Here is a 21,471-nt window from a genome sequence, read left to right on the forward strand (position 1 = left end):
TCTCCCTACGGGTGTGCCATCGGCGTGGAGACGGCGGCTGCCGGGGTGCGGGTGTCGTGGTCGTGCGCGCCGTCCGGCGCGTATCCGGTGGGACGGGTGAACTCCGCGTCGACGGGCTGGAGTTGCGCGGGACCGTCGGGCGCGTTGAGCACCGGCGGGAACGGCGCCCTGGCCTCGATGAGCGCGGCGTAGCCGTCCAGGACGCGCGGCGAGTCCACCGCGACGGCCGCGACCAGCCGGCCGCGCAGCCCGTAGGCGGCCACGAACCGGCGCTCGTCCAGGGCTCCTTGGGTGACGGCGACCTGGTCGGCGAGGTGCGGCAGCCCCACGGACTTGAGGTTGACCCCGAACTGGTTGGACCAGAAGGCGGGCAGCGGCTGGTGGACGCGGTGGTCGAGCCGGGCGTGCGCCATGTTGTGCGCGGCGGTACGCGCCTGCGCCACGGCGTTGTCCCAGTGGTCCAGCCGTAGCAGCTGCCCCGGGAACAGCGGGTGCGGCCAGCGGGCGATGTCACCGGCGACGAAGACGCCCTCGACGGTCGCCCCGTCGGTGCCCAGCGCCCGGCAGCTGCTGTCGCAGGCCACTCCGCGGTGGTCGGCGGCCAGCCCGGAACCGGTCAGCCACTCGGTGTTGGCCGGTGCGCCGGTGGCCACCACCGCCACCTCGGCGTCCACCACGGTGCCGTCGGACAGTCGGGCGCGGCGCAGCCGGCCGTGGGCATCGCCGTCCAGCGCACGGACCGTGGTGTTCAGCCGCAGGTCCACTCCGGCGGCGCGGTGCCAGTCGGCGGCGGCGCGGCCGAGCACACCGCCGAGCGCGCTCGCCAACGGGGCCGCGCCGCGCTGGACCACGGTCACCTCAAGCCCCAACTCCCGGCAGCCCGAGGCGACTTCGCCTCCGGTGAAGCCGCCGCCGATGACCAGTACCCGACGCGGGCCGGTGGCCAGCGCGGCACGCAGCCGGTCGGCGTCGTCCCGGCCGCGCAGCGTGTGCACACCGGCCAGGCCGCCGCCGGCCGCGGCGGGCCACGGGCGGGCGCGGGTGCCGGTGGCGATCAGCAGCCGGTCGAAGTCCACCCGCCGCCCGTCGGCCAGCACCACCTGGCGGCCGGGTATGTCCAGTCCGGTCGCGGCGGTGCCCAGCAGCCACCGCGCGTCGATGTTCCGCACCCGGGGCAGTGTGATGCGGTCGGTGGTCAGCCGGCCGGACAGCACCGCCTTCGACAGCGGCGGCCGGTCGTAGGGCTCGTGGGGCTCGTCGCCTATGAGGCTGAGCTCCCCGGTGAACCCCTCGTCCCGCAGCGCCTCGGCGGCGCGCAGCCCGGCCAGCGAGGCGCCCACCACGACGATGCGGCCTGCGCCGGCCGGTCCGGGCGCGCCCGCGGCGGTCACTGGTCCCGCCCCGAGGACAGCGGCGACGGCTCGGTGGCGCCGCTCAGCGTGATCGCCTGCACGGGGCAGGCCGCCGCGGCGCGTGCCACCTCGCGGCGCGCGCCGGCGTCGGGCGCGTAGTCGTACTCCAGCGACTCCTCGCCGTGGAAGCGGAAGACCGCCGGCGCGGCGTAGACGCACTGCCCGTAGCTCTGGCACCGGTTGAGATCCACCACGAGCCGCAGTGTCTCCGGCGGGGCTTGCGTGATCATCTTTCTTCCTTTCCTTGCTGGTCGGCGCGGTCCTGTCCGTCATCCGCAGGTCGACGGCGAAGGGCTCTGTCATCGCGAGTGCGATTCGGATAGTGACCGCTATGGGAACTGTACTCGCTATCCGGGCATTGACATAGCGATCACTATCCGAATAGCCTTGCCGATATGAACGGCGAGCACGATGCACCCCGACGGCAGCGCCTGACCCGCGCCGAGGCCAAGGCCCGTACCCGGACGCTGCTGCTGGACGCGGCGGCGCGGATCTTCGCCCGCAAGGGCTTCACCGGCGCCTCGGTGGAGGAGATCGCCGAGGCCGCTGGCTTCTCCACGGGTGCGCTGTACTCCAACTTCAACAGCAAGGAAGCGTTGTTCCTGGAACTGCTCTCCGACCGTCAGAACGACCGCATCGCGGAGGCCGCCCGTGCCCTGGACAGCCATGAGGCGGGCTCCGGGGAAGCCGCCGCCGAGCTGGGCCGGCTGCTGATCGACGTCGCCGACAAGGACATCGACTTCGCCCCGCTCCAGGCCGAGTTCTGGCTGTACGCGGTCCGCAACCCGCAGGCCCTGGAGACGATGGCGGCCAAGCTGCGCGAACCCCGCCGAGCGCTGGAGCAGGTGATCAGCACGTCACTGGCCGAGCGCGGCGCACCCGAGGGGGTCCCCGCCGAAACCGTGGCCACCGTGGTCGCGGCACTGTTCCAGGGCCTGGTGCGGCTGCGGCGCCTGGACCCGTCGAGCGTGTCGGAAGAACTGTTCGCCCAGGCGCTGACCTGGCTGTTCGCCGGTATCGACGCCGCCGGTACGCCCACCGGCGCCGAGGACGACTGACCGGCCCAACCACCCCCGCCCCGCCGGTCGTTCCCCCTCCTGCCGTCCTCCCGCGAAGGAGCAGCCCCTCATGAATCCGGCCCCCCAGGTCTCCCGCGCGGCCCGCCCGCGACCACTCGGCGAGGCCCGGAAGCTTCGGATCCGCTATGCCGTCGCCGGTGTCGTCATGGCACTCACCTGGATGGGAGAGGGCGGCGAGCCGGCCTGGGCGCACGCCCTGCGCACGTCCGTGATCCTGTTGATCGTCCCGCCCCTGCTGCTGCGGTCCAACCGCCGTCTCACCCAGCAGGTCTACGAGGCCGCCGACCCCCGTTGGGCCATTGCCCGGCTGATCACCGTCCGGACGGCCATCGTCGGGGGCGCGCTGGTGGCGGCCTACCTGCTCGGCTGCCTGCTGGACCCGCACAGCGCGCAGCCCGCCGCCTCCCTGGGCGTCCGGCTGCTGGTGGTCCTGCTGACGGTCCCGCTACAGATCCGCCTGGCGCACCGCACCCGCACCAGCGAGGTGCATCCGTCCGCCGGGCCGGTCCTCTCGGCGCCCCGGCTGATCGCCGCGAAGCTCACCCTCATCATCGCCGCGCTCCTCGCTCAGATGCTCCTCGACGGCGTCACGCACCACGCCGACGTCATCGTTGCGGTGGCCATCGCCGTCGCCGCGGCCGGCCTGGGCCCCAAGATCCACGCCCGTCTGCTGGTCGCCCCGCCCGCCGCCGGCGCCGCCCCCGTGAGCGCCGCGGTCCGACCCCGTGAGGTACGCGCGGATTCCTGCTCACCATGAAGAGGATCAAGGCCGACTCCTGATCGGAGCGGACCGGGCGGGCGGCGCTCAGCTGTCGGCCGACTGAAGACCCCGCCTCGGGGTCGGCGCCCCGGCGCCGATCGTCGTGCCCCGCGTCCTCCCGTGCTGCCTGCACGTGAGATGCAAGACAGGGAAATCGGGGCGCAATTGGGCGATTTGGCTTGATAAATCAGCACATTCGGCGCGCTGGTGCGGCCGTGGGGTGATCGTCGCATCCCGCTCGGGAGGGGCTGCCCGAACGGGTAAAACGGCAGGGGGTTAGCATATGAGCGCCGCCTAGCTCGAAAGATAAACCTGTGACTGTCAACGAAGACTCGTTCACTGACTGGAAGAGCCGCGAGGAGATCGCGGAGTCGATGATCCCGATCATCGGGAAGCTGCACCGGGAGCGGGACGTCACCGTCCTGCTGCACAGCCGCTCCCTGGTGAACAAGTCGGTGGTCAGCATCCTCAAGACCCACCGATTCGCCCGGCAGATCGCCGGCGAGGAGCTCTCGGTCACCGAGACGCTGCCGTTCCTCCGGGCCCTCGCCGCGCTCGATCTCGGTCCTTCCCAGATCGACATCGGCATGCTCGCCGCGACGTACAAGACCGACGGCCGCGGACTCTCCGTGGAGGAGTTCACCGCCGAGGCCGTCGCGGGCGCCACGGGCGCCAACAAGATCGAGTGCCGCGAGCCGCGCGACGTCGTGCTCTACGGATTCGGCCGCATCGGCCGCCTCATAGCCCGGCTGCTCATCGAGAAGGCCGGCTCCGGCAACGGCCTGCGGCTGCGCGCCATCGTCGTCCGCGGGGGCGGGGACCAGGACATCATCAAGCGCGCCTCGCTGCTCCGCCGGGACTCCATCCACGGGCAGTTCCAGGGCACGATCACCGTCGACGAGGCGAACAGCAAGATCATCGCCAACGGCAACGAGATCAAGGTGATCTACTCCGACGACCCGACGTCGGTGGACTACACGGCGTACGGCATCAAGGACGCCATCCTCATCGACAACACCGGCAAGTGGCGCGACCGCGAGGGCCTCTCGAAGCACCTGCGCCCCGGTATCGACAAGGTCGTCCTCACCGCGCCGGGCAAGGGCGACGTCCCCAACATCGTGCACGGCGTCAACCACGACACCATCAAGCCGGACGAGCAGATCCTGTCCTGCGCGTCCTGCACCACCAACGCGATCGTCCCGCCGCTGAAGGCGATGGCGGACGAGTACGGCGTTCTGCGCGGTCACGTGGAGACCATCCACTCGTTCACCAACGACCAGAACCTGCTGGACAATTACCACAAGTCGGACCGTCGTGGCCGTTCCGCGCCGCTCAACATGGTCATCGCCGAGACCGGTGCGGCCTCCGCCGTCGCCAAGGCGCTGCCCGACCTCAAGGCGACGATCACCGGCAGCTCGGTCCGCGTCCCGGTGCCGGACGTCTCGATCGCCATCCTCAGCCTGCGGCTCGGGCGCGAGACCACCCGCGAGGAGGTCCTCGACTACCTCCGCAATGTGTCGCTGACCTCGCCGCTCAAGCGCCAGATCGACTTCACCACCGCCCCGGATGCGGTCTCCAGCGACTTCATCGGCTCGCGCAACGCCTCGATCGTCGACGCCGGAGCCACCAAGGTCGACGGCGACAACGCGATCCTCTACCTCTGGTACGACAACGAGTTCGGCTACTCCTGCCAGGTCATCCGCGTCGTCCAGCACGTCTCCGGGGTCGAGTACCCGACCTACCCGGTGCCGGTGGCCTGACCCCGGCGTCTAGGATCCGCGACTTCGTTGACAATGAAGGCGTTTCATTGACACCGGATTGGCAAATCCGCGGCTCCATTGACAACGGCTACGCTCAGTAGCGGTCCTCTCTGGGACTATTTCGATCTCCGCGAGTCTGCGACGCCCGCTCTCCGTACCGTCTCAAGCATGGCAGTACGGAGAGCGGGCGGTGCCCGTAGTAGGCGAAAAGTTCCTTCGGTCTCGATCCGGTACGACGATGGATTGGTACGCGAAGTCCCGGTCCGACAGCTCAGGTTGACCGATTTTGCGGAGTCCAAGCCGTGGCGGGCTGTTCGCTCGATCCACGGAATGGCCCACTACTCGGGAAAGTACTCGTCTGCGACGACGGGTGGGCACGTGCTCTATGAGAGCCGCCTGGAGCTGGCCCGGTTGCTGCTTGCGGACTTCGATCCGGAAGTCCGAGGGATCTTTGCACAGCCGTGCCGGCTGGCGGCCCGGGTCGGTGACCGGACTCGTCACCATGTGCCGGACTTTCTGCTGGTCATGCGTTCGGGGACCGTGCGGGTGGTGAACGTCAAGCCAGCGAGCCGCCTGAATGATCCGAAGATCGTGGAGGCTCTGGCGTGGCCTGGCGAGTTGTTCCGGCAACACGGCTGGGACTACGAAATCTGGTCCGGGGCGGATCGGGTGCTGCTGGAGAACGTGCGGTTCCTGGCTGCCTATCGGCGTCCCGGTGTGGTGTCCGAGACCGACACAGAGCAGGCGTGGCAGCAGGTGGTCGACGGCGGAGAACTCGCCTTGGCTGAGCGCCAATTAGCCCAAGGGCGGCCCGCCGAGGAGGTGAGGCCTGCATTCATGGCTCTGCTGTGGTCTGGGCGGTTGACGACGGACCTGTCGCGTCCATTGTCGGGCGAGTCGGTGCTGCGGAGGTGCGCATGAGCACGTGGACGACGCCCTTGAGGCCAGGGTTACCGATCAACTTCGACGGTGAACAGTTCACGGTCGCCGAGATTGAGGGCCGCCGAATTCTCCTCCAGCCGGCAGTTTCAGGCGTCGGTGTCCCGAAGTGGCGGCAGGTCGACATCTCTGTGCTGTTGACGCATCCCACCACCGAGATCCTTACTCCGGTCCCGCAAGGTGAACCAGCTGATGCTGCTGCCCTGAGTGGTCTCAGCGACAAAGAGGACGACGAGCTGACCCGGCAGTTCCGACATGTCCAGGAGGTTCGCACCGGCTATCAACTCGGCAGCGAGGAACTGGCTCTGCCGGGCGAGCCACGACCCGACTACGCGCCCGGAACACCGAAGATGCACCGGTACGCCGCGAAGGCAGCGGAACTCGGAGTATCCGAAACGACGATCCGCAACTGGGTGCGTCAAGTGAATAGCTCCGGCCCGGCCGGTCTGGTTCGTGACCGCCCCCAAACGAGCGTGCTGGACAAGGTCGACCCGCGGTGGCTGGAGAAGACCCGGTCAGTTTTGAAGGGCCATGAGAAGTCCTCCCGGCCGGTGCGGAGTCTGATCCTGATCGAGATCGAAGAGCGTTTGGTCAAGGAGTACGGGGAGGGCACCGTCCCGCTCCCGGCCCGCACGACGGGCTATGAGGCGCTGCGGGTGCTTACCAAGGGCACGAACGCTTTCGAGGGCAGCACGAAGGGGAAGAGGTCGATCGCGGACGCCCCGAAGGGGACTTACGGTCGACTGCGGGCGACACGACCGGGCGAGTATGTGGTGTTGGACACCAATTGCCTGGATGTCTTCGCGATGGAGCCGGTGACCTGCCGGTGGGTGCGGTGTGAGCTCACGGTCGCCATGGATCTCTATAGCCGGTGCATCACCGGGCTCCGCCTCACCCCGGTGTCGACGAAATCGACAGATGTGGCGGGGGTGTTGTTCGAGACGGTTCGTCCGCGGGAGGTTTCGGATTGCGGGGGTGAGCCACTTCCGTACTGCGGGGTTCCCTCCACCGTGGTGGTCGATGCGGACAAGCTGGTCGACCGGGACGGGCAGCCGTTGCTGCCCACAGTCGCGGCCGAGACGATTATCTATGACCACGGCAAGGTATATCTGTCGAACCACATCGAGAGCGTCTGCGCGAAGCTGGACATCTCTCTGCAGCCGGCGCGGCCGAAGACACCGACCGACAAGCCGATCGAGCGCTGGTTCCGGACTCTCAACCAGGGAGTGTTGGCTGCGTTGCCCGGCTACAAGGGCTCGGACGTGCATAGCCGCGGCGAGAAGGTCGAGGACGAGGCGTTTTTCTTCATCGACGAACTCGAAGCGATTATCCGTGAGTGGATCACTCTGGTCTATCACCGGCGCCGCCACCGCGGCCTGCGGATTCCGGAGGTCCCTGGGCTTCAGCTCAGTCCGCTGGACATGTTCGACCACGGAGTCACCCGGGCGGGCCCGCTGAGAATCCCGGCCCGCCCTAATCTGGCCCTGGAGTTCCTGGAGGAAGAACGCGTCCCGATCCACCACTACGGTGTCGAGATCGAAGGGATGCGCTACAACGGGGACGGGCTGAACGACCACCGCAATCAGCCCAGTCCATTTCGCGGGGTGGATGCGGGCAAGTGGCCGATCGCAGTGGACCGCGGCGATATGCGGAAGGTGTACTTCCAAGATCCCGAGACGCAGAAGTGGCACACACTCGACTGGGAACATGCAGCCGCACTGGACGGCCCGTTCAGCAGGGAGGCGCTGGTCTACGCTCGCCGGCTTGCCAAGAAGACGCACCGCTTCCCGGACACCAAACGCGCGCTGGTCGAACTCCTCGAACGGTGGGGCGCCGGACTGGCCGCGGACCGCACCGAGCGACGGATGGCCCTTCGCCTGTCCCATGAACGGCTACGGCTGGTGGGCGAGGACGACGAACCGCGGGACGCCAAGGACGAGGTCGCGTCGCTGCCGTCAGTCCAACGTATTGCCGCCCTGAGTTCGTCTGACGGGATTCCAGCAGGAGACGAGCCCGGCGAACTTGGCCTGAGCGCCGTCGGAGCTGAGAACGAGGATCTCGGCGGGGACGACGACGAGGACGAGGAGTGTGAGGCAGTCTTCCCCGGCGACGAGTCCGCTCCCATCGATGAGGACGACTACTACGCTGACGTCTGGGACAGCCGTTGAACGCGCGGAACGGCGCCGAGCCGTTCGAGGGCGATGACCGCCAGTACAGCCCCACTCGGCTGCCGGGCTGGCTGCTGGAGGTCAACGGGCCAGACCGGGCCCGGCCAGAGCAGTACACCAGGGCCCAACTGGCTGACCTCTCGCCGCGAGCGCTCTTGATGCACAACGACGATCGGGCGGTCTGGCACGCCAACATCGGCCCAATCGACACCCCGCAGCTCCTCCAACTGCATGACGAGCTATCGGAGATCGTTGACTCGAACCGGCAGGACGGGGACAAGACGAAACCAGCTGCACTGCTGGACGCCTACCCCGGACTTGGAAAGAGCACCGCGGTCCGCGCCTACGGCCGGAAGATGTTCCGCGAACAGGTCACCTTACGCGGAGAGACGACCCCCAGCGGAGACCGCAGGGTCCCCGTCATCTACATCGCGCTCAGCGGGAACACGCAGATCCGCGGCCTGAACGCCGCGATCTGCCGCTTCTACGGGCTGCCCGTCACCGGGGACGCCGACACCCTGGCCGAGCGGGCGGTGGACGCTGTGCTTTCGCTGAGGACGGCCGCATTCATCATTGATGACATTCACTTCCTGGCCGGAGCGAACACCAACTCGGTCCGCATGTCGAATCAGTTGAAGTATCTGGCGAACGTCTTCCCCGTCACCCTGATCTATGTCGGCGTCGGGGTCCAGAAGCGCGGAATTCTTCAGGAGGGCTTCTCCGGGAAGAAGAACGAACTCGCCCAGTTCGGACGCCGCACTACCCCGCTGACGCTGCTCCCTTTTCAGATCGACGACGAGCAGGGGCGCAAGCAGTGGCGGACTCTCCTCAAGACGATCGAGAAGAAACTCGTCCTGGCCGACAAATACCCCGGAATGCTTGCCCGGGATCTGTCCGACTATCTCTACGCCCGTTCCTCCGGGCACTTCGCCTCTCTCATGGCATTGATCAACCGTGGCTGTCTGCGGGCGATCCGCAGTGGTCATGAGCGCCTCGACAAAGATCTGATGAACCAGGTGAAGAACGACGCTGCCGCGTCCCGACTGCCAGCGATGCTCTGGCCCGCCTGGACCATGCGGATGCTGCCCCGGCTGCCCGAACCCCTCTTCCGGCTTTCGGGACTCCGCAGGGCATGCGCAACCCTGCTCTTGGCGCCAGGGACATCCTGGAACTATCCGCGAGCCGCTGAACTGCTGGGAAACCCCCGCACGTTCGGCAACAAGGACGCTCTCGATGCTGCCCTCGGCAAGCAGCGATCCGACGAACTTGCAACGTTCATCGTCCTGTTGGCTCGCGCTGTCGACACCCATCCAGTGCCCATCGACTACCACCGTCGACGAACAACCTTCTCCGAGACCACCGTCAGCTTCGACCTGGACGCCTTCAAGGAATACTGCCGTCGTCGCGGCCTACGCAGTGGCCCGGTGCAGGTCAAGCGTCTGCGATGGCACCTTCTCAAACTTCTCCTCGGAGCCGACCCGGGCACCTCATCCCGGACCCCAACCTGGAACGCGGACTTCTCGCACCGGATCACCGGCGAGCTCAAAGAATTCCTCTTCCAGCAGGCGGCAGCAAACCTCCAGGCTCACTGCATCGACGAACCTGTGCTCTGGCAACCACCATCCACCTGGCTCAGCAAGAGCACGTGGCCAGGGGAAGACCCGGATAGGGCCGACTCCTCCCAACTCGCCGAGATGCTGGCCGCTGGCCGTTCACTCACAGAGATCGCGAAACACCTGGATATCAGCGAGGACCACGTCCTCATGCACCTCGAATCGACCGGCGTCGACGCGGCAGCCCCCGACCCCCCACCGCGTCCCAGCGTCCCAGGACGCAATATTCCGCGACAGGGAGTTCTCGCGCCACGAGAACTTCAACAGCTCTACCAGGAACAAAGACTCACCCCCGCCAAGATCGCGAAGCTTGCAGGATGCAGCCAGCACACCGTTCGCCGAGCACTCACCGAGGCCGGGCTCCCTCTTCGGTCAACCCCCGGGATTCCTCTCCTCCTCCCGGCCATGATTACCCGAGAGTGGCTGGAAGAGGAGTACGCGCTGAAGGGACGCAGTTGCCTCGATATCGCACGGGAGCTCGGCGTCGGTCAAGACGCCGTGTTTCGCGCCCTGCGGCGTTGGGACATCCCGCGGCATTCCAACGGGCACGTCTCGAACCCCTTCGCCCGGCTGAACGTGACGCTCTCGCCTGAAATGCGGCGCGTCAGCAACACAAGTAACTGCTTATCGCGGCTCCGTAACCTCCTCAAAATTCCAGGACACCCCCGGTTGTCGGTCGCCGCAGCGGAACTCGGCGTCCCTGCGAGTACCCTCTGCCAGCAATTGCGATCTATCGAAAGCCTCGTGGGGTTCAGCGTGATCGCGAGAACCAACCCGCTATCTCCCGCTCCGGCAGGTGTGCCGTTCCTTGCCGAAGCACGAAAACTCATTGATCGTTTCGACAACACAACAACGCTGGACACTTCCGACTCGAGCAAGGGCGGCAGATACTCACGGTGACTACCGCAGCGATGCTCCGCGCTCGGATTGAGCAGTTCCGACCGACACGGCGTTGTTCATCTGGCCCGGATTTCAGCGTTCCCGCAGGAACCAGTGTCAGTGATCATGAGGAACCTACAGTCATCTAGGATCCGCGACTTCGTTAGCAATAAAGGCGGTCAGTTAGCAGTGGATTAGCAAATCCGCGCCCTTGTTAACAACGACAACGTTCAGCAGCGATCCGCGCCGGGCCTCTTTCGATCGTCACTGGGCGCGTGCTGCTCGTACTTCGTACCGTCTCCAGCATGGCAGTACGGAGCACGGGCAGCGCCCGTCGGACGCGCAAGGTTCCAACGGCATCGATCCGGTACCACACCGCCCAGAAGCCGACGGACAGCAGCCAGAGCATGAGACTGCTCCGGCTTACTCTCCGTCCAGTTTTCCTGCCTCCACGGCGGCCCTGCGCGGTTCCTTCCAGCGCAGCCGGCCTGGCGCGTGGGGCGGTTGCGGCCTACTGATCTGTGACGGGCTTGAATTTAAAACCTGTCGCCCGATAATCGCTGCCGACGTCGTCCCTCATGTAGATCCCGTCACTATCACCGCTATAGCGGTAGTTCAGTGAACTCTGGAGCCTCTCGAGGATGGCGGCCTCGTCCTGCATGTTCTGTGTTGCGCAGGTGCGGTGGGTGGTGAGTTGGGTGTCGCGGAAGAAGAGGTGGGGGCCGTTGAAGAAGACTTTGGCGGTGAAGTCGTTGCAGCCGAGCTTGCCGGTGACGGTGCCGTCGCGATGGAATGTGAAGGAGGTGTCCTTGGCGGACTTGATCTTGTCGCTGCTGTCGTAGACCATCCACTCGCTCACTTGGAACTTGGTGTCGAAGATGCTCGGGTCTCTGACGATGGCGAGGGTGGCTACGTCACCGTGCTCGTTCCGCAGTTGCGGCAACGAGCCGGGAGGCGGCCCTCCGACTTCCTGCGGCAGTCTCTTCTCGGTGATCTTCAGCTGGCCTCGGTGGAAGAACTTCTTGACCTTCGCCTCGAAATCCCTCAGCTCCGGGCTCCGTTGTGCGAGGCCCTCGACTGTCGGCTGCTGCGCATCCGGACCCGTGGAACTCGCGAAGTCCTTCTGCTGCTTGTCCGGCGTCGGGCATGCGGTCGTCTCGTCGGGCGAAGCAGGCGCCGCCGTAGGAGGGGGCAGCGCCGGGAGGCCTTCGCCCAACGTCACTGTGGTCGCTTCCAGTTCGGCTTTGATTCGAAACGGCGTGCAGCCGTAATCCCCCGCAACCGTCCCGTCGTCACGGAACTCCACCCACGGGCTGGCATTCGGGGGCTTATGCACCTCTTGCCCGTCCACCGTAAGCGTGCCTTCGTCGAAGGTCCAGATCCCACCGAACAGCCTGCCTCCGGGACCTCCCGGCCCCTTCTTCGTGAGGGAAGCGGATGCCGTAACACCCCCGCTCCGGCCGCCCTCACCGCCTGAGGCCGCCCCACACGCCGAGACCCCGCCGCACGCCAGCGCTATCCCAGCGACGACCCCCGCAACCCGTCTTAAAGAAATCATCATGCCTACCCAAACGCCTTTCACGGAACTGCAGTTCCACCGCCTGCGGTTGACAACTCAGGCGTGTGCAACAGCAGATGACTGATCCGCTCCACCCCGTAGGACACGGTCCAAAGAACGTTGGCACCTCACTCGCTGTCACCAGCTCGACGGCGTAGGGCCGCCGATTGCTCACCATCGGCCAGTACCGTCACTGCTCACTGCCCCCGGATTCCGGCGTTTCCGCAGAAGCCAGTGCTAACGAAATCTCGGACCCTACACCCCGGCGGACCGCCACCTCCGGCGTCCCGGCAGGCGGGGCGGCGGTCGGGCGGCGACCGATGCCGTTCGGTGTCGGCTGCCGCCCCACTGCCGCCCCGCCTGCCGGCGTTCCCGGATCAGTACGCCGCGCGCTCGCGGTGCGGGAGCAGACCGACGACCAGGCCGAGGAACCCGGCCGAGGCGCCGAGCGCGACGACAGCCGACCAGCCGGAAGCGGTCCAGACGACCGAACCGGCCAGTGAGCCCGCCGCGATGCCCGAGAAGCGGAAGGTGAAGTACACGGTGTTCAGCCGGTTGTGCAGGCCGGGCGGGAGGGCGAACAGCACGGTCTGACTGACGGTCTGGCTGCCCCAGGCCCCGACGTCGAGCAGCACCACCCCCGCCACCAGCCAGACCGGCGACGTACCGCCGGGCAGCAGCGCGAGCCAGCCCGCGATCACCAGCGTGATCAGGACGGCCAGGCCCCTTGCCCGGCCTTGGCGGTCGGCCATCCGGCCGGCCCACGGAGACACCAGCGCGCTGGCCGCCGCGACCAGTCCGAACAGCCCGATCCGGCTGGTGCCGTAGTGATATCGGTCGGCCAGCAGGAACGTCAGCGTGGTCCAGAAGGCGCCGAACGCGACGCCGACCAGGGCGCCCGACCAGACCACCCGCGCCACCAGCGGCTGCGCGGCCAGCCGGGGCAGCGAGGCGAGGCAGGCACGGTAGCCGCCGGACGCGCCCGGAGCCGGGGCCGGCGGCAGGTACCGGCGCAGGGCGAGAGCCAGGACGAGCGTGAGCACGCAGGAGACGGCGTACACACCGCGCCAGCCGAGCAGGGTGGCCAGCGCGCCGGAGTAGGCCCGCGAGGCGAGTACGCCGACGAGCAGCCCCGCCTGCACGGTGCCCACGACCCGCCCCCGTGCCGCCCCTCGCTCCTCGGACAGTGCCACGGCCAGCGGCGTGACCAACTGCGGGACGGGCGACAGCAGTCCGACCGCGAACCCGGCGGCGATCAGGAGCCACGCCGTGGGCGCCAGCGCACTCGCCGCGAGCGCGAGCGCGGAACTCGCGGTGAGGACCAGGATCAGCCGGCGGCGGTCGTGGCTGTCCCCGGCCGGCACCAGCAGCAGGATGCCCGCGGCGTAGCCGAGTTGGGTGGCCGTGGGTACGGCGCCCAGCAGGCCGGGCGCGGCCGACAGCGAGGTGGCGATCTTCTGGAGCAGGGGCTGGCTCAGGTAGACGTTGGCGGCGGTCACCGCGCTGGCGACCGCCAGTACGGGCACCTGGAAACGCGGATGCCGCCCGGCCCGCGACCCGTGTCGCGCTGCGGGAACGAAAGGGAAGTGACGCATGCGGCCGAGGCTATGAAGGCGCTGCGTGGCAGACTTTCGCCGTACCGCCAGGTGATGTCGAGAGTGCGCCATGTTCGGGAAGAGCGAGAATCGGGACGACTATCAGGACGTGCCCCGACCGGTGGCGGCGATGGCCCGCGACCTCCCCGACGGCCACCACATCCCGCCGCATTCCCACCGGCGCGCCCAGCTGATCTACGGCACGTCCGGCGCCATCACGGTGGGCACCGCGCATGGGACCTGGGTGGTACCGGCCAGCAGGGCGGCGTGGGTACCCCCGGGCCTCACCCATGAGATGACCTGCGCCGGACCGGTCGCCATGCGGACCCTCTACATCGCCGGGGACGCCGCCGCCGGTCTGCCCGGGACGCCCACCGTCGTATCGGTTTCCCCGCTGCTGCGCGAGCTGATCGACGAGGCGACACGACTGCCGGTGGAGTACCGGACCGGCGGCCGGGACGGCCTGGTCATGGAGCTGCTGCTCCGGGAACTCACCCCGCGCCCCGTCCGGGCCCTGCACCTGCCGGCCCCGGACGACCCCCGGCTCGCGGACCTGTGCCGGGAGATCCGGCGCGCGCCGGAACACCGGTGGACGACCGAACAGGCCGCGGCCCAGGCGCACTTGAGCCCCCGTAGCCTTCAGCGCCACTTCGCCGCCGCGACCGGGATGAGCCTGGCCCACTGGGTGCAGCAGGCGAAGCTGGTGCACGCGGTGGCACTGCTGGCGAAGGGCGTTCCCGTCACCACCGTCGCCCTGCGCGTCGGCTATGCCACCCCCAGCGCCTTCACCGCCATGTTCCGCCGCGCCCTCGGCACCACCCCCACGCGCTACTTCACCCCCTGACCGGCCGCACCGGCCCGCGCGGTGCTCACGCCCCCGGCGCTGCCCCGCGGTCCGTGGGCGGGGGAGACGCGGGCGCGTCGGAGGTTTCGGGAGTCCCGGACGATTCGGGGGTGAGGCTGAGGGTGGCCAGTGCCCCGCCGTCGGGGAGGTTGTCGAAGCGGACCCGGGCGCCGAGGACGCGGGCCTGGCCGACGACGATGGTCAGGCCGAGCCCGAGACCCGTGCCGCGTGCGCCGGTACGGAACCGCCGGGGGCCCTGCGTCAGAAGGTCGGCCGGGAAGCCGGGGCCGTGGTCGCGCACCCGGACGGTGGCCCCGTCCACCTGCACCTCCACGGGCGGGGCCGCGTGACGGTAGGCATTGGCGACCAGGTTCGCCAGGATCCGCTCGGCCCGCCGGGGATCGGTGCGCACCGTGGCGTCCTCGTGCACCACGACCTCGGCGTCCCGGCCCGTCTGCCCAACCGCCCTGCGCGCCAGGGCACTTACCCGGACGTCCTCGCACTGCGCCTGCTCGACGCCGGGCACGTCCAGGCGCGCGACCTCCAGTACGTCCTCCACCAGGTCGCGCAGTGCCGCGGCAGAGGCGGTGACCAGTTCCGTGGGCCGGCCGGGCGGCAGCAGACCGGCGGCGGTGACCATTCCGGCCACCGGTGTGCGCAGTTCATGGGCGATGTCCGCGGTGACCCGGCGCTCCGCCTCCAGACGGTCGTTGAGGGCATCGGCCATGGCGTTCACGGCGGCGCCGAGCCGAGCGATCTCATCGTTCCCCGCAGCCGGTACACGGGCCGTCAGATCACCGTCGGCGATCTGCTGCGCGGTCCGTACCGACGCACCGATCCGCCGCCCGACACCGGCCGCCGCCACGACGCCCGCCACACAGCCGAGCACGGTGGTCGCGGCGCCCGAACCCATCAGCACCCCGTCGAGGTCGGCCAGCGCCCGTACCTGGGGGGCGTAGGAGCGCCGTACGGCGATGATGCTGTCGCCGTGCCGCGCGGCGGCCCACAGCACCGGCCCGGCGGTGCCTCCGCGGTTCTCAAGGTACGTGGCGCGTACCGGACGCTGCGTCACCGCGGTGCGCAGTGCGGCGGGCAGGTCCGGGGGGTCGATCAGGGCCGTGGTGCTGGTGCCGGTGGCGGCGTCCGACAGTGCGTCCAGCAGCACCGCGTCGACCGTCTCACCCGCGGCCTTGCGCTGGTTCTGGGCGGTGCGGTGATGCACCAGGAACCCGATGACGGTGGCGGCGAGCGCGGTGGTCAGCGCGATCACCAGCGCGGTCCTGGTCCGAAGGCCCATGGTGCTCAGCGCTCTTCCCGGTGCGCCGGCAGGCCGGCCCCGTTCGGCCGCCGGACCGCCCCGTCGCCTCCGGGCAAGGCGCCGCGGACTCCGCGGCACGGAGCGGGTGTCCAGGCGGCGGGGGCATCGGTCATCGTGCGGGTTCCCAGGGCCCGGGGACGGCCAGGCGCACCTCACGCAGCCGGGCCGCCTGTTCGGCGGGCAGGCCCGAGGAACGCACCGTGGCCCGGGAGTAGTACGCGACCCGGTCATGCTGCGTCAGGCCGGTCAGCTCCACCGTCGCCGGAAACCCCGACGCCCCGCAGCCGGGCAGGCACCATTTACCACCGACCCGGCCGGTGGCGACGGCCTTGGTCTCGCCCCAGGAACGCCAGCTCAGCCGGGACAGCGACGTGTGCCGGGTGAGGGTGAAATGCGCCGGCCTGCCCAGCGGTTGCCCCATGGCGTCCGCGACATACACCGGACCGTGCTGCTCGGCGGGCGTGGGGACCGGGCCCTCGACGTGCAGCCGGGGCGGCTCCCCGCACCCGGTCGCCACCGCGACCACCAGGGCCGCCGCCAGGGCGAGTCCGGCCGGCGCCCGGGGTATCCGCTCGCCCACGAGGCGCCCTTTCTGCCGCACGAGAACCGGAGCACGGTGAACCCCTCACCGGCCCCGGCATCATACATTCCGGCTTTTCCCGCATACCGATTCATGCTGCACACGTCTCCTTCTCCGGACCGCATTCCATGCCGCGGTCCGCCCCCTCATTCGCCGAGGAACTCCGTGACCAGCCGGCCGGCTTCCTCGCGGCATTCTTCGAAATACGCGTGCCGGGCACCCGGGAAAAGGTGCGTTCTGGAATCGGGGATGCGGGCGGCGAGCAGGGGCAGGTTGTCCGGCGGAGTGAGCCGGTCCTGGTCGCCGTGCAGGATCAGGGTGGGGGCGCCGATGAGGGGCAGCGCGTCCCAGGCATCGTGGCCGTTGCTGGCCACCAGGTGCCCGTGGCGGGCGTGCGGGGGCATCCCGGGGTCGCCGAGGGTCGGGTAGGGGCCGGGGTGGCCGGCGCGCCAGGCGGGGGAGTACATCAGGTCGATCAGGGCCCGGCGCCCGGCCTCCGGGTCGGCCTGGGCCAGCGAGCGCCGTACGGCGGCGTCGCGTTCGACGGCGTGCGGACCGCCCGGAGAGGTGCAGCCCAGGACGAGGCGCCGGACCCGCCGCGGGTGGCGCGCGGCGACCCACTGGGCGACCCGGCCGCCCATGGACGTCCCGTAGACATCGGCCTGCCCGACACCCGACGCGTCCAGCACCGCGATGACGTCCTCCGCGAACTGCCGGGTGGAATAGCCGACTCGGGGCCTGTCGCTGTTGCCGGTGCCGCGGTAGTCCAGGGTGATCGTGGCGTGCGTGGTGTGGAAGTCCGCGCGGATCGGGTCCCACCAGTGGTGGTTGTTGGCCTGGCCCTGGAGGAGTACGAGCGGACGTCCCGCTCCCTGGCGCTGGTAGGCCAGCGCGGTGCCGTCGTCGGCGCGGGCGATGTGGTGAGCGTGCTGAGCGGTGTCGGCGTTCATGGGCCTTCCTCGGAACGTGCCGGGGTCCTGCATCCGGTATCCAGGTCGAGGTCCATCTTCCCTGCCGTCCAGCCGAGTTGATCTGCCGGCCCGGACGGCTGAGCGCCCGGTTCCGCCGGGGAGCCGGGCCAGGTCCGCCCTGCCCTTCACCAGGTCCAAGGCGGCCAGGGCGTCGGCGAGTCGGACATCGGCGTATGCGCCCGAGGCCGCCGTGACCGCCCTTCCTCACCCGCCGTTCCGCTGCACATCGTCCCGCATCGCGGCACGGAGTTCCGCGAACCTCTCCTCCCAGCGATCTCGCAGCTCCAGATAACTCTCCTCTCTGTGGAGAGAACCGCTTTCCACTACGTCACGGACATCCCTCAGGGCGCGAAAGGCCGCGGTGGAGGCATCGACGACCTCGGCCGGCGCCACCATGGCGACCTGGTAACGCAGTTCATAGGCATTCCCGTCGCGGAACGCTTCCCCTGCCATACGCGCCCGTTCCGCGGCAGGCGTCTCGGCGGACCTGGCCGCGATCCGGAGGTGATTTCTCGTCCGGGCCAACGCGGCGAGGTACTCGCCGTACAACTGCCGCCGCGCGACCTGATCGCTCTCGTCACGGCTGCGCCGTGCCCTGACCCGGTCGGCCGTCAGCGTCGACGCGATCCCGATCAGGGCGCCCAGTAGCGTACTTGCCAGAGATCCCCAGTTCATCGCAGCACGTTAAGTCGCAACGACGGCCCGCATCAGGGGAATTGGCGCGGACGGAGGATCCGGTCGTGGGCGTCGCCCGGTCGTGTGCAGCAGCGACGTGGATGGCCGCCGGGTGAGCGCCGATGTGTTCCTGGTGGAGCCCACGGTGTCCATCGACGAGCGGGGGCCGATCCGGTGGCCGCCGTGGGGCTTCGGGTCCGGTGAGTGAGTTCTGCGGCCGTGCCCGGCCCTTCGGCCCGCGTGTGGGACGGGTTGCTCCCCTCAGGTGGCCGGGCGTACGGCCCGTAGGGGGTCGACTTCGGGCGGCGCACGGCGGCGTGCGTCGGTGCCGGACGGTTCATCCGTGGGGCGAGCCATGGGGGTGAATGTCGCGCCGGTGAGTGTCGGCGCGGTGTGTGCACGACGGCCGCACTGCACCATGTGGGCTCGGCCGGAAGCGTCTGCTGGAGGAGAACGTCATGCCAACCACCGGCGGGGACCCGACCCGAGTGTTGCAGACGCCGCGTATCGCGGCGGTGGCCGGGATCGTCTCCGGGCTGCTGCTGGGCATCGCGATCCTGCTGGTGCGGCTGGCGGTGCCCGAGCACGCCGAGGACGCCGTCGACTGGATCCGCGCCACCTCCCAGCGGGACTTCCTCCGCACGGCGCTCGCCCTGCTGCCGTTCGCCGGGATCTTCTTCCTGTGGTTCATGGGCGCCGTCAGGGACTACGTCGGTGCGGGGGAGGACCGGTTCTTCGCCACGCTGTTCCTCGGCAGCGGGCTGCTGTTCGTGGCCATGCTCTTCGTCCTCGCGGCGGCGGCCGGCAGCCTGCTGGCGGTGACGGACGTGTCCTCCTCGCCGTCGGCGGGGCAGCTCGCGCTCTGGCAGTACGGGCGCCACCTCGTCCTCGCGCTGCTCACCAGCTACTCGACACGGATGGCTGCCGTGTTCGTCGTGTCCACCACGACCATCGGTCATCGGCTCGGCATCTTCCCCCGCTGGCTGGTCTGGCTCGGCTATCTCGTCGCGCTGGCGCTGCTCTTCGCCGTCGGCACCACGAGCCACTGCGAACTCGTCTTCCCGTTCTGGATGCTGGCCGTCAGCAGCCATGTCTTCGTGGTCACCCTGCGCCGCCACCGGTCCGGCGGGCGGGCCGGACAGGGGAGCCGGGAGGGCCGGACGGGCGGGGCAGGGCGGTAGGGGGCGGTGCGGTCGGGGGTGCTGGGCGGCTCCGTGTCGTCCCGCCGTGATGGCGGTTCCGGTCGCCCGCCCCCCCGTGATCGGGTTCTCGTCGCCCGTGATCGAGTTCCCGCCCGACCGTGATCGAGTGGCGGACCGGTGACGACCGCGCCGAGTGGGGTCCTCAGTGCTGCACGCCTCTGACCTGGGCGGGAGCCGGGAGCGGCGCCGGGGCCGGATTCGCTTTGGCGTGGCCGTCGGCGGGGGCGGAGAGTGGAGGTACGGCTCCCACAAGGCGGGATGATCATGGATCGGTACCCACCCATCGCGGACCACGGCGTCGTCGGCGATCTCCAGACCGCTGCGCTGATCTCGTCGCAAGGGGTCTGCGACTGGTTCGCGGCGCCCCGGTTCGACTCGCCCAGCATCTTCGCCGCACTGCTCGACCATGATCGCGGGGGCTATTTCCTGTTCGGGCCGGAGGATCCGGGCAGCATCTGCAAGCAGCTCTACTTCCCGGACACCGCGGTCCTGGTCACACGGTTCATGTCCCCCGACGGCGTCGGCGAAGTCTTCGACTGCATGCCACCGGACCGTACGGGGACACCGTCCGACCGGCACGTCCTGCTCCGCGGGGCGCGAGCGGTCCGGGGAACGGTGCACTTCGACCTGGAGTGCCGGCCGCGCTTCGACTACGGGCGGGCCGTCCACGAGCGCGACCTCGGGGAGGGCATCGCCACCTTCCGGGCACCGGGCACCACCGCACATCTGCAAACCACCTTTCCGTTGCAGCCCGACGGCACCGATGTGCGGGGCGCGGTCACGCTGCGCGCCGGCCAGGCGGCGGCGGCCGTCCTCACCGTCGGCGGGGCGGACGCGCCCGCCCCGCCGCCCGTGACACCGGACACGGTGGAGGAGCGGTTCTGGGAGGTCGTGGACTTCTGGCAGCACTGGGTGCGGACCTCCCGCTACCGGGGCCGGTGGCCGGGCGTGGTGCACCGCTCCGCGATCACGCTCAAACTCCTCACCTACGCCCCCACGGGGGCACCGGTCGCCGCGGCGACCATGGGGCTGCCCGAGCAGGTGGGCGGCGAACGCAACTGGGACTACCGGTACACCTGGGTGCGCGACGGATCGCTGTCCGTGCGGGCCCTGCTCGATCTCGGATTCATCGAGGAGGCCGCGCAGTTCACCCGCTGGCTGGGGGACCGCCTGCAACCCCCGGAGGACGACAGGAGCGAACCGCTCCAGATCATGTACCGGGTGGACGGGGACCCCGAGCTGTCGGAGGAGATCCTTCCGCACCTGGAGGGCTATCGGGGCTCGTATCCGGTGCGGGCCGGGAACGCCGCCGCCGACCAGTTGCAGCTGGACATCTACGGGGAGGCGCTCTACGCCCTGTCGGAGGGGCGGGAGATCGCCATGCGGGCCGGCTACCACGGCTGGAAGAACCTGGCCCGGACACTGGACTGGCTCGCCGACTCCTGGGACCGCCCCGACGAAGGCGTCTGGGAGACGCGCGGCGGGCGCAAGGACTTCACCTTCAGCCGGATCATGTCCTGGGTGGCGTTCGACCGGGGGCTGCGCCTCGCTGCTGCCTACAGCCGCCCCGCCGATACCGTCCGGTGGACCGCCGCCCGCGACGCGATCATGGAACAGGTGATGCAGCGCGGCTGGAACGAGCAGGAACAGGCCCTCGTCCAGCACTACGGCGGCACGGTGCTCGACGCGTCGCTGCTGCTCCTGCCGCGGGTGGGCTTCCTGGCCCCCCGGACGGAGAGCTGGCTGTCCACGATGGACGCGATGGAGCGGACCCTGGTGTCGGACAGCCTGGTCCACCGCTACGACCCCGCCGCGTCACCCGACGGCCTGCGCGGCTCCGAAGGCACCTTCAGCCTGTGCACCTTCCTCTACGTGGACGCCCTGGCCCGGGCCGGCCGGCTCCGCCTGGCGCGGTACGCCTTCGAGAAGATGCAGACCTACGCCAACCACGTCGGGCTGTTCGCCGAGGAAATCGGCCCCAGCGGCGAGCAGTTGGGCAACTTCCCGCAGGCGTTCACCCATCTGTCGCTCATCATGGCCGCCACCACCTTGGACGACGCCCTCGACCGGCAGCGTGACTGACTGACTGACCGAACGACCGGCGGCCCGGCCCGGCCC

General features: G+C 69.3%; 17 protein-coding genes. 9 read left to right on the top strand and 8 right to left on the bottom strand.

Translation table 11 applies throughout. The features are described from left to right. Positions 1-5: 5 nt before the first annotated feature. Together IEZ17_RS19725 and IEZ17_RS19730 are read right to left on the bottom strand one after the other, a co-directional pair. Positions 6-1,391 carry an NAD(P)/FAD-dependent oxidoreductase gene (locus IEZ17_RS19725; protein ID WP_189301901.1) on the bottom strand — a complete coding sequence of 462 codons (1,386 nt, stop codon included), beginning with the start codon at positions 1,389-1,391 and terminating at the stop codon, positions 6-8. Further along, positions 1,388-1,642, bottom strand: coding sequence for a ferredoxin (locus tag IEZ17_RS19730; RefSeq protein ID WP_373299876.1), 255 nt, complete (start codon positions 1,640-1,642; stop codon positions 1,388-1,390). The genes IEZ17_RS19725 and IEZ17_RS19730 overlap by 4 nt, the downstream gene beginning before the upstream one ends. A 165-nt stretch (positions 1,643-1,807) precedes the next feature. On the opposite strand from IEZ17_RS19730, the gene IEZ17_RS19735 reads away from it, so the two are divergent. The 6 genes from IEZ17_RS19735 (at position 1,808) to IEZ17_RS42540 (ending at position 10,631) form a co-directional block, all read left to right on the top strand. Further along, positions 1,808-2,470: a TetR/AcrR family transcriptional regulator gene (locus IEZ17_RS19735; protein WP_189301903.1), complete on the top strand. Its 663-nt coding sequence runs from the start codon at positions 1,808-1,810 to the stop codon at positions 2,468-2,470. A 70-nt stretch (positions 2,471-2,540) separates the two neighbouring features. Beyond that, positions 2,541-3,248 carry a hypothetical protein gene (locus IEZ17_RS19740; protein ID WP_189301905.1) on the top strand — a complete coding sequence of 236 codons (708 nt, stop codon included), beginning with the start codon at positions 2,541-2,543 and terminating at the stop codon, positions 3,246-3,248. 317 nt (positions 3,249-3,565) lie between these two features. Beyond that, positions 3,566-5,011 carry a glyceraldehyde-3-phosphate dehydrogenase gene (locus IEZ17_RS19745; RefSeq protein WP_189301907.1) on the top strand — a complete coding sequence of 482 codons (1,446 nt, stop codon included), beginning with the start codon at positions 3,566-3,568 and terminating at the stop codon, positions 5,009-5,011. Between the two features lie 276 nt (positions 5,012-5,287). Next, the gene (locus tag IEZ17_RS19750; protein ID WP_229852405.1) at positions 5,288-5,932 is read left to right on the top strand and encodes a TnsA-like heteromeric transposase endonuclease subunit; all 645 of its coding nucleotides are present in this window, start codon (positions 5,288-5,290) and stop codon (positions 5,930-5,932) included. After that, on the top strand, positions 5,929-8,118 hold the full coding sequence (locus IEZ17_RS19755) for a DDE-type integrase/transposase/recombinase (RefSeq protein ID WP_189301910.1): 2,190 nt from the start codon (positions 5,929-5,931) through the stop codon (positions 8,116-8,118). The genes IEZ17_RS19750 and IEZ17_RS19755 overlap by 4 nt, the downstream gene beginning before the upstream one ends. Next, positions 8,115-10,631, top strand: a complete 2,517-nt coding sequence (locus IEZ17_RS42540) for an AAA family ATPase (RefSeq protein ID WP_229852406.1) — start codon at positions 8,115-8,117, stop codon at positions 10,629-10,631. The genes IEZ17_RS19755 and IEZ17_RS42540 overlap by 4 nt, the downstream gene beginning before the upstream one ends. Positions 10,632-11,121: 490 nt before the next feature. Here the strand turns inward: IEZ17_RS42540 and IEZ17_RS19765 are convergent, their stop codons facing one another. Together IEZ17_RS19765 and IEZ17_RS19770 are read right to left on the bottom strand one after the other, a co-directional pair. Further along, positions 11,122-11,961: an META domain-containing protein gene (locus IEZ17_RS19765; protein ID WP_189301912.1), complete on the bottom strand. Its 840-nt coding sequence runs from the start codon at positions 11,959-11,961 to the stop codon at positions 11,122-11,124. A 584-nt stretch (positions 11,962-12,545) separates the two neighbouring features. Further along, the gene (locus IEZ17_RS19770) at positions 12,546-13,763 is read right to left on the bottom strand and encodes an MFS transporter (protein ID WP_189301914.1); all 1,218 of its coding nucleotides are present in this window, start codon (positions 13,761-13,763) and stop codon (positions 12,546-12,548) included. 70 nt (positions 13,764-13,833) lie between these two features. Here IEZ17_RS19770 and IEZ17_RS19775 point away from each other — a divergent pair, with 70 nt between their 5' ends. Beyond that, a complete protein-coding gene (locus IEZ17_RS19775; protein ID WP_189301916.1) occupies positions 13,834-14,607 on the top strand; it encodes an AraC family transcriptional regulator in 774 nt (257 codons plus the stop codon). A gap of 25 nt (positions 14,608-14,632) precedes the next feature. Here the strand turns inward: IEZ17_RS19775 and IEZ17_RS19780 are convergent, their stop codons facing one another. The 4 genes from IEZ17_RS19780 to IEZ17_RS19795 all read right to left on the bottom strand — a co-directional run bounded on the left by IEZ17_RS19780 (position 14,633) and on the right by IEZ17_RS19795 (position 18,151). Next, positions 14,633-15,904 (bottom strand): ATP-binding protein, encoded by a 1,272-nt coding sequence (locus IEZ17_RS19780; RefSeq protein ID WP_189301918.1) that lies wholly within the window; start codon positions 15,902-15,904, stop codon positions 14,633-14,635. A gap of 130 nt (positions 15,905-16,034) precedes the next feature. Beyond that, positions 16,035-16,505, bottom strand: coding sequence for a hypothetical protein (locus tag IEZ17_RS19785; protein ID WP_189301920.1), 471 nt, complete (start codon positions 16,503-16,505; stop codon positions 16,035-16,037). Between the two features lie 146 nt (positions 16,506-16,651). Next, positions 16,652-17,455, bottom strand: coding sequence for an alpha/beta fold hydrolase (locus IEZ17_RS19790; RefSeq protein ID WP_189301922.1), 804 nt, complete (start codon positions 17,453-17,455; stop codon positions 16,652-16,654). A gap of 225 nt (positions 17,456-17,680) precedes the next feature. Further along, positions 17,681-18,151, bottom strand: a complete 471-nt coding sequence (locus IEZ17_RS19795) for a hypothetical protein (RefSeq protein ID WP_189301923.1) — start codon at positions 18,149-18,151, stop codon at positions 17,681-17,683. Between the two features lie 458 nt (positions 18,152-18,609). Here IEZ17_RS19795 and IEZ17_RS19800 point away from each other — a divergent pair, with 458 nt between their 5' ends. Both IEZ17_RS19800 and IEZ17_RS19805 read left to right on the top strand, forming a co-directional pair. Beyond that, positions 18,610-19,332 carry a hypothetical protein gene (locus IEZ17_RS19800; RefSeq protein ID WP_189301925.1) on the top strand — a complete coding sequence of 241 codons (723 nt, stop codon included), beginning with the start codon at positions 18,610-18,612 and terminating at the stop codon, positions 19,330-19,332. 285 nt (positions 19,333-19,617) lie between these two features. Then, entirely contained in the window at positions 19,618-21,435 is a 1,818-nt protein-coding gene (locus tag IEZ17_RS19805) for a glycoside hydrolase family 15 protein (RefSeq protein ID WP_189301927.1), read from the top strand. Positions 21,436-21,471 lie beyond the last annotated feature (36 nt).

It is taken from the genome of Streptomyces albospinus (genome assembly GCF_014648695.1).
Classification (GTDB): Bacteria; Actinomycetota; Actinomycetes; order Streptomycetales; family Streptomycetaceae; genus Streptomyces; species Streptomyces albospinus.

Bases quoted from the DNA above. Each gene is read 5' to 3' on its own strand.
- IEZ17_RS19775 (WP_189301916.1), top strand. From the start codon at position 13,834: ATGTTCGGGAAGAGCGAGAATCGGGACGACTATCAGGACGTGCCCCGA.
- IEZ17_RS19790 (WP_189301922.1), bottom strand. From the start codon at position 17,455: ATGAACGCCGACACCGCTCAGCACGCTCACCACATCGCCCGCGCCGAC.
- IEZ17_RS19730 (WP_373299876.1), bottom strand. From the start codon at position 1,642: ATGATCACGCAAGCCCCGCCGGAGACACTGCGGCTCGTGGTGGATCTC.
- IEZ17_RS19805 (WP_189301927.1), top strand. From the start codon at position 19,618: ATGGATCGGTACCCACCCATCGCGGACCACGGCGTCGTCGGCGATCTC.
- IEZ17_RS19780 (WP_189301918.1), bottom strand. From the start codon at position 15,904: ATGGGCCTTCGGACCAGGACCGCGCTGGTGATCGCGCTGACCACCGCG.
- IEZ17_RS19770 (WP_189301914.1), bottom strand. From the start codon at position 13,763: ATGCGTCACTTCCCTTTCGTTCCCGCAGCGCGACACGGGTCGCGGGCC.
- IEZ17_RS19755 (WP_189301910.1), top strand. From the start codon at position 5,929: ATGAGCACGTGGACGACGCCCTTGAGGCCAGGGTTACCGATCAACTTC.
- IEZ17_RS19740 (WP_189301905.1), top strand. From the start codon at position 2,541: ATGAATCCGGCCCCCCAGGTCTCCCGCGCGGCCCGCCCGCGACCACTC.
- IEZ17_RS19735 (WP_189301903.1), top strand. From the start codon at position 1,808: ATGAACGGCGAGCACGATGCACCCCGACGGCAGCGCCTGACCCGCGCC.
- IEZ17_RS19795 (WP_189301923.1), bottom strand. From the start codon at position 18,151: ATGAACTGGGGATCTCTGGCAAGTACGCTACTGGGCGCCCTGATCGGG.
- IEZ17_RS19800 (WP_189301925.1), top strand. From the start codon at position 18,610: ATGCCAACCACCGGCGGGGACCCGACCCGAGTGTTGCAGACGCCGCGT.